The sequence below is a fragment of the Paucibacter sp. XJ19-41 genome, from assembly GCF_028462495.1.
In the GTDB taxonomy this organism is placed as follows: Bacteria; Pseudomonadota; Gammaproteobacteria; order Burkholderiales; family Burkholderiaceae_C; genus Roseateles_E.
Genome location: NZ_JAQOWX010000177.1, coordinates 879 through 8,057 on the forward strand (window position 1 = coordinate 879; position 7,179 = coordinate 8,057).

Below are 7,179 nucleotides of genomic sequence, written 5' to 3' on the forward strand. Positions count from 1 at the left end.
GCCGGGCGCCGCCTGCCGGCGCCGCGTCTGAACAGCCTGGGTCTGGCGGTCTGGCGCCGCCTCGTGCTGCGGGCGCTGAATCTGCTGGACAACCCCGGCCGCCCCTTCCATCGCCGCGATGTGCAGCTGCTGGCCTCGCTGCCGCTGCTGGGCGAGGGCCGCGAGCTGCCGGCGCCCGATCAATGGCTGCTCTGGATGGCGCAGCAGCCCGGCTGGATGCAGCCGGCCGAGGATGGCGAGGGCGAGTTGCTCAGCGACCGGCTGCAGCTGGCCTATCCCTGGCTGCGCACCGACGCCAGCGCTGACGCGCAAGGCGGTGTCGAGGCGCCCGAGGGCAGCCTGGCCGGTCTGCTGGCCCGCAGCGCGCTGGAGCGCGGCAGCTACCGCTCGGCCGCGCGCCAGCGCATCTACCGCTACCAGGACAGCGAACCGCCGCTGGCCTGGACCCAGGCCCTGCAGCACAGGCAGTGGACGCCGCTGGGCGAGCTGAGCCTGGCCCAGCGCGTCTGCCTGCTGGGCCCGAGCCCGCGCGGGCCGCAGCTGCTGTCGGATGTGTCCTGCGCGGCCGACCCGCGCACCCGCCAGGCGGCGGTGCGCCGGCTGATCAATGTCGTGATCCAGGCGGCCCGCCAGGCCGGCGAGGAGCTGGTTTTCGAGGCCAATGGCGAGGCCTTGTGGGCGCGGGTGCGCGAGCGCCTGAGCGATCTGATGCGTGCGCTGCTGAGCGCCGGCGCGCTGTCAAGCGACGGCCAGGCCTTCGCGGTGCGCTGCGGCCGCGACACGATGCGGCAGAGCGATATCGACGCCGGCCGCCTGCTGGCCGAGATCGAGATCCAGCCGGCCCAGCCGATCCAGCGCATCGTCGTCGTGCTGAATCTGCGCGACGCCGGTCCGGCCCGGCTGCTGGCCGAGGCCGCCTGAGGCCAATGATCATGAGCAAGCAGCAAACGCCCTGGTTCGGCAGCCGCTTCCATGTGGCCTTCACGCGCGAGCCCATCGCCGCGCGCGGAGGTGGCAGCGGCGAAGGCCTGGCCGAAGACCTGTGCGAGGGCGGCTTCGCCGAGGTCAGCGGCCTGGAGGCCTCGATGGAGGCCAAGACCATCCGCGAGGGCGGGGCCAACTACGGCGTGCACCAGCGTGCCGGCCAGGTCAGCTTCGCCACCGTGGTGATCAAGCGCGGCATGGCGCCGGCGCGCGATCTCTGGCATTGGTGGGCCTTGTTCGCCGGCGCCGGCGCACCGGACGGCGCCAACGACAGCCGGCGCAACGGCGCTTTTGCGCACCGCCTGACGGTGCGCATCTGCCTGCTCGATATCGACGGCACGCCGCTGCTGAAGTGGCGCTTGGAGCGCGCCATGCCGGTCAAGTTCAAGGCCGCCGAGCTGAGCGCCCGCGCCGCCGAGATCGGCATCGAGGAAATCCATCTGGCCCATGAAGGCCTTTACTTCGAGGCCCCCTGATCATGCGCATTCCCGACGAACACAAGGCCAAGCTCTACCGGGTCGATCAGGCCCATCCGAGCCAGGAGCCCAATGCGGACAGCCCGGACGCGGTGCTGGTGCAGTTCAATCCGCTGTCGCTGTCCTACACGGCCCAGAACACCCTGGAAAAGAAGGGGCGCGACGCCAGTGCCCGCCAGTTCGTCGCCCAGACCACGGCCAAGCTGGAGTTCGATCTGCAGTTCGACAGCAGCCACGACGGCGGCGATGTGCGCGCCGAGACCGACCGCATCAAGCAGTTTCTCCAGCCGCTGGAACAAGGCCCGGCCTGCGACCGCGCGCCGCCGCTGGTCGGCATGCGCTGGGGCAGCTTTGTGTTCAAGGGCGTGCTGGAGTCCTTCCGGGAAACCCTGGACTTCTTCTCGGCCGAGGGTGTGCCGCTGCGATCTTTGCTGAAGATCGCGCTGGCCTCGCAGGATCCGAGGGATGTATTCGCATCCCTGCCGCCCGGCCATCCCGATGCCCGCGCGGCGGCCGCCGCTGTGGCCGTGCTGAGCGGCGGCGTCGGCCTGCAGCCGGGCGCGGCGCGCTCGATCAGCCTCACCGGCCAGTTCGCGCTGGGAGGCAAGGTCGTCAGCGCGGGGTCCAGCGGCATGAAAGCCGATATGGGGGCCCAGGCCCGCATCAAGTTCGACTGAACCGGAGACACCCACCATGGCCGTCGTGATCAATGAGATGGAGGTGCTGGAGCAGCCAGCGGCAGCGCCGGCGCCACCGGCCGCTGCTGCTGAGAGCCCCGCACCGGACGAGCAGGTGCTGCAGGCGCTGCTGGCACGCGAAGCCTGGCGCCTCGAGCGCCGGCAGACCGACTGAAGAGCGCTGGTCATGGGTGATATGGCACTGTCCCGTCTGGCGCTGTACTCGCCGCGTCCGAGCGTGCATGTCGACGGGGCGGACAACCGCCAGCTCGCCGGCGCGCTGCTGTCGATGGCGATGCGCGAGCAGGAGGGCGGCATGTCCTCGCTGGAGATGGCCATCGGCGCCCATGGCCCGCGTGACGATGGCTCGGTCGGTCTGCTCTACGAGGACGAGCGCCTGATCAAGCTCGGCACCCGGCTGACGCTCTTGTTCGGCGATACCGCGATCTTCGAGGGCATGGTCAGCGCCATCGAGCTGGCGATCGATTCCGAGGGCCCGCCGCGCCTGCTGCTGCAGGCCGAGGACGCGGCCCAGCGTGCGAGGCTGCGGCGCCGCAGCGTCGTCCATGAGCAGCTGTCGCTGGCCGAGATCGCGCGCCGTCTGGCCGCCGACCTGGGGCTGTCGCCGGTGATCAGCGGCTTCGACCAGAGCCGTGAACTTGAGGTGCAGTTCAACGAGAGCGATCTGGCTTTTCTGCGCCGCCTGCTGGCGCGCGAGGGCGGCGATATGCAGGTGAGCGGCCGCGAGTTGCAGGTGGCGCCGCGCGGCCAGCTGCCGCGCAACGCTGTCAGCCTGCAGATGCACAGCCAGCTGCGCAAGCTCAGCGCGGTGGCCGATCTGGCCGACCAGGTCAGCGAGCTGCGGGTGACCGGCTTTGACTTCGCCGCCGGCCAGACCCTTGCCGCCAGCGGCAGCGCGGCTACGCTCGGGCCAGGCCGTGGGCGCACGGGCGCGCAGCTGCTGCAGCAGGTATTCGGCGCACGCGAACAGCTCAGCTCGCACCGGCTGGCGCTGAGCCAGGCCGAGGCGCAGGCGCTGGCACGGGCCGAGTTCGAGCAGCGCGCACGCCGCTTCGTCCGTATCGACGGCATCTGCGAGGGCAACCCGGCGCTGCGCGTCGGCAGTCGGCTGAGCCTCATCGATGTGTCGCCGCGCTTTGACAACGACTACGAGATCAGCGCCTGCACCCACCGCTTCGACGCCCGGCGCGGCTACGAGACCGAGTTCCGCGCCGAGGGCGCTTATCTGGGTGAGCCGGCATGACGCGCGACGACCTGCCCCTCACCGACTTCGGCCGGCCCGCGCACGCCCAGGCCATGCCCTATCTGGGCCAGGTCGTCGATGTCAATGACCCGCTGGGCCTGGCCCGCGTCAAGGTCTGGTTCTACAGCCTGGACAGCGAGCCCGCTGCAGCGGTCTGGGCCCGCGTCGCCTGCCCCTTTGCCGGCGAGCGGCGCGGCGGCTTCTTCATCCCCGATGTCGGCGACGAGGTGCTGGTCGTGTTTGTGCACGGCGATGCGCGTCACCCCATCGTCGTCGGCGGGCTGTGGAACGGTGCCGCCGCGCCGCCAGAAACCATAGGTGCCAGCGTCGACCGCTGGACCATCACCGGCAAGGCCGGCACGCGCATTGCCATCGTCGAGGCGGCCGACGGCCAGGCGATGATCGAGTGCACCACGCCGGGCGGCGTCAGCCTGCGCATGCAGGAGGAGGGCGGCGGCAGGGTCGAGATCGAATGCGCCGGCAACACCGTGACGCTGGACACCCAGGGCGTGTCGGTGCAGGCCTCGGCCAAGGTCACCGTGCAGGCCTCCTCGGTCGAGGTCAGCGCCGGCATGGTCAAGGTCGATGCCGGCATCTCCAGGTTCTCCGGCGTGGTTCAGTGCGATGTGCTGATGGCCAACTCGGTGATCTCCAGCGCCTACACGCCCGGTGCGGGCAATATCTGGTGAGGCCGGCATGAACCAACTGCAGAGCCTCCGGCATCCGCTGCCCCATCCGGTTCATCTGAGCGGCCTGCGCGCCGGCGGCGCCGGGCAGCCGGCGCCACCGCTGATCAATGAGCGACGCGACCAGGACTTCATCGACGGCCTGCTGGCCGAGCTGGCCGATCCGCAGCGCCATGCGGCGCTGGCCACGCCGGCCCTGCAGGACGGTGCGCTGCGCCTGTTCCAGCCGCTGCAGCGGGTCTTCAATCTGCTGGTGCTGGAAGCGTTCTGCGAGCAGCCCGGCCAGCCCCGGCNGCAGGACGGTGCGCTGCGCCTGTTCCAGCCGCTGCAGCGGGTCTTCAATCTGCTGGTGCTGGAAGCGTTCTGCGAGCAGCCCGGCCAGCCCCGGCTGGATCCGCGCCAGATCGACAGCAGCGGCTTCGTGCTGCGCCGTCTGCAGGGCCAGCGCAAGCTGGCCTGGCTGAGGCAGGGCAGCCGCGTGTTCGGCTGGGAGGCGGTCGATGAGGCCCTGGACCCGGCCCAAGAACGCCGCGGCTGGGCCGCCCGGCTGGGGCATCCGGCCCTGAACGCGCGGGCGCCGAGCCAGCAGCGCCTGCGCAGCGCCGGCAGCGAACGCCTGGCCCACAGCAGCGCGGCGGTCAGCGAGGATGTGCAGCCGCTCTTCATCGCGCCGCCCGAGGTCTGCGGCGGCGCCGGCAAGACCCTGCTTTACGGCATGCTGCGGGTGTCCTCGGGCGAGCTCAGCGAGGCCGGACCCAGCCCGACCCGCTTTGGCAGCGACGCGGCCGAGCGCGCGCTGCTGCGTGCCGACCTGGCGCTGTTCCTGCAGGCCCATGAGGCACTGGCCCTGCCGCTGGCCGGCCGCAGCTTCAGCAGCGAGGACGCGCTGCTGGCCGCGCGCGGCGCCTCGGCGACGCTCAGCAAACCGCAGTTCGACACGCTGACCGGCCTGCTGGCCCTGCTGCAGCAGCTGCATGGCGAGTTCGATGCCTTTGGCGACGGCGCGGCGGCGCAGGCGCTGCAGGCGGCGCTGCGGCCGCTACGGGTCGAGACCGATATCGCTGCCAGCGGCGGCCAGCCGGCCCGCGTCGAGCGCCGCAGTGCCTGGGATTTTCTGATCGAGGCCAAGGCCGTGCTGCTCGATGCCGAGGCCGGCGCCCGCCTGACGATGCCGCAGCGCTGGGGTGCCGTAAGCGGTGCCGAAGCCGACGCGATCTTCGAGGCCACGCTGGCCTGTTTGCAGCAACAGTTTGCCGCCGTGCTGCCGACGGCCGGCCGTTTCGATCCGCCCGGCAACGGGCCGGCGCCGCAGTATGTGGTGCGCGCCTTTGTGCGCCTGAAGCCGGTCCGGCCCGGCTGCGCCGGCCGCCTGGTCTGGTCGGACTACAGCGCGCCGTTTTGCATTGCGCCCTGGTTCGAGTCCTCCGGCGCGCCGGTGCCGCTGATCCCGCTGCCCGATCTGTTCGACCGCGCCCAGCTGCGCCGCATCAAGCCCAGCGTGGCCTTCGCGCTGAGCCCCAGGCTGGCCAAGCTGCTGCGCAGCAAGGCCGACGAGCTGATCGAAGGCAAGGGCGACGCCGGCGACGGCCTGGGCCTGGGCTGGATCTGCTCGTTCTCGCTGCCCATCATCACCTTGTGCGCCTTCATCGTGCTCAACATCTTCCTGATGTTGCTGAACCTGATCTTCTTCTGGCTGCCCTTCCTGAAGATCTGCATCCCTATCCCCAAGGCCAAGGAGTAGTGCGATGAAGCCCGCCCCCCACGCGCTGCCGCCGGCCCTGGCCGCCCGCTATGCCGAGCCGATCGGCTGGCCGCTGCTGCCGCTGCCGGATGCGCTGGGCCAGCTGCATTACCCCGGTCTGTCGCTCAGCGTGCGCCAGCAGATCGAGGTGCTGCTGTCGACACGGCCCGGCGAGCAGCTGATGCGGCCCGGCTTCGGCGCCGGGCTGGAGAATCTGCTGACCGAGCCCAACACGGTGGCGACCCGGGCCCGTATCAAGGACCTGGTCGAGGACGCGCTCAAGCGCTGGGAGCCGCGCATCGTGGTCGACGGCGTGGCGGTCGACCCGCTGCTGGCCGCCGGGGTCGCCAGCGGCGTGCGCGTCGAGATCGCCTACCGGCTCAAGCGCGACGGCTCGCCGGCCCGCATCGGCCTGAGTCTGGTGATGGAGGCCCGCCATGCCGATTAAGCCCCCGGCCCTGGACGACCGCAGCTATGAGGACCTGGTGGCCGAGCTGCTGGCGCGCATCCCGGCCCACACGCCGGAATGGACCCATCCGCGCCCCGGTGACCCGGGCCGCACCCTGATCGAGCTGTTCGCCTGGCTGGGCGACACCTTGCTGTACCGCGCCAACCTGATCCCCGAGCGTCAGCGCCTGGCCTGGCTGCGCCTGCTGGGGCTGGCGATGAAGCCGGCCCGCGCGGCACGCGGCCTGGTGGCGCTGCAGGTCAAGAGCGACAAGCAGCTGGCTGCGGTCCAGGTGCCGGCCGGCGCACTGATCGACAAGCCGCTGCCTTTCTCGACCTTGCAGCACTGCACCGCCTATCCCGTCGTCGGCCGCGCCTTTGTGCGCCGCCGCCTCGACGCCGACGAGCAGCAGGACTTCAATGCGCTGCTGCCCGATCTGCAGGCGGTCTACCGCGGCCTGGAAGGGCAGCCGCAGGGCTATGTGACGACCGAGGTGTTTGCACCCGGGCAAGACCTGGCCCCGGGCGTGGACCTGATGACGGACACGGTCGACGGCGCGCTGTGGCTGGCCCTGATGGCGCCCGGCGCCGCCCAGCAGGCGCAGGCCCGCCAGACCCTGGCGCCCGATGCGCAGGGCCTGGCCCGCGCGCTCAATATCGGCCTGGCACTCGCGCCGACCCTGCCGGACGATGGCCAGGGCCTCGGCACCCGCCAGCCCTTGCCGCTGATCTGGGAAATGAGCGGCCCCGCAGGCGCGCTGACGGCGCTGGAGATGCTGGAGGACGGCACGCAGGGCCTGAGCCGCTCAGGCGTGCTGCGCCTGGCGCTGCCGCCGCTGGCCCGCATCGGCGCGCCCTCCAATGACCCGCGCGAGAACCTGCTGGCCGGCGTCGGCGCCGATGC

7 protein-coding genes and 1 pseudogene are annotated in these 7,179 nt (G+C 71.4%); all 8 read left to right on the plus strand.

Going from position 1 to position 7,179, the window contains the following annotated elements; translation table 11 throughout:
* The coding region (locus PO768_RS26845; RefSeq protein WP_272648503.1) for a phage tail sheath C-terminal domain-containing protein at positions 1-921 on the plus strand (921 nt) is incomplete at its 5' end.
* Between the two features lie 11 nt (positions 922-932).
* Positions 933-1,460 carry a phage tail protein gene (locus PO768_RS26850; RefSeq protein ID WP_272648504.1) on the plus strand — a complete coding sequence of 176 codons (528 nt, stop codon included), beginning with the start codon at positions 933-935 and terminating at the stop codon, positions 1,458-1,460.
* A gap of 2 nt (positions 1,461-1,462) precedes the next feature.
* Entirely contained in the window at positions 1,463-2,137 is a 675-nt protein-coding gene (locus tag PO768_RS26855; RefSeq protein ID WP_272648505.1) for a CIS tube protein, read from the plus strand.
* Between the two features lie 16 nt (positions 2,138-2,153).
* Entirely contained in the window at positions 2,154-2,312 is a 159-nt protein-coding gene (locus PO768_RS26860) for a hypothetical protein (RefSeq protein ID WP_262972910.1), read from the plus strand.
* Positions 2,313-2,333: 21 nt separating this feature from the next.
* A complete protein-coding gene (locus PO768_RS26865; RefSeq protein ID WP_272648506.1) occupies positions 2,334-3,401 on the plus strand; it encodes a phage late control D family protein in 1,068 nt (355 codons plus the stop codon).
* Complete coding sequence (locus tag PO768_RS26870; RefSeq protein ID WP_262972912.1) at positions 3,398-4,090, plus strand: phage baseplate assembly protein V; 693 nt, start codon at positions 3,398-3,400, stop codon at positions 4,088-4,090. Before PO768_RS26865 ends, PO768_RS26870 begins: the two co-directional genes overlap by 4 nt.
* Before the next feature lie 1,742 nt (positions 4,091-5,832).
* Entirely contained in the window at positions 5,833-6,276 is a 444-nt protein-coding gene (locus PO768_RS26875) for a GPW/gp25 family protein (protein ID WP_137943389.1), read from the plus strand.
* A pseudogene (locus PO768_RS26880) lies at positions 6,266-7,179 on the plus strand (putative baseplate assembly protein); the annotation flags it as partial. The gene PO768_RS26875 and the pseudogene PO768_RS26880, both read left to right, overlap by 11 nt.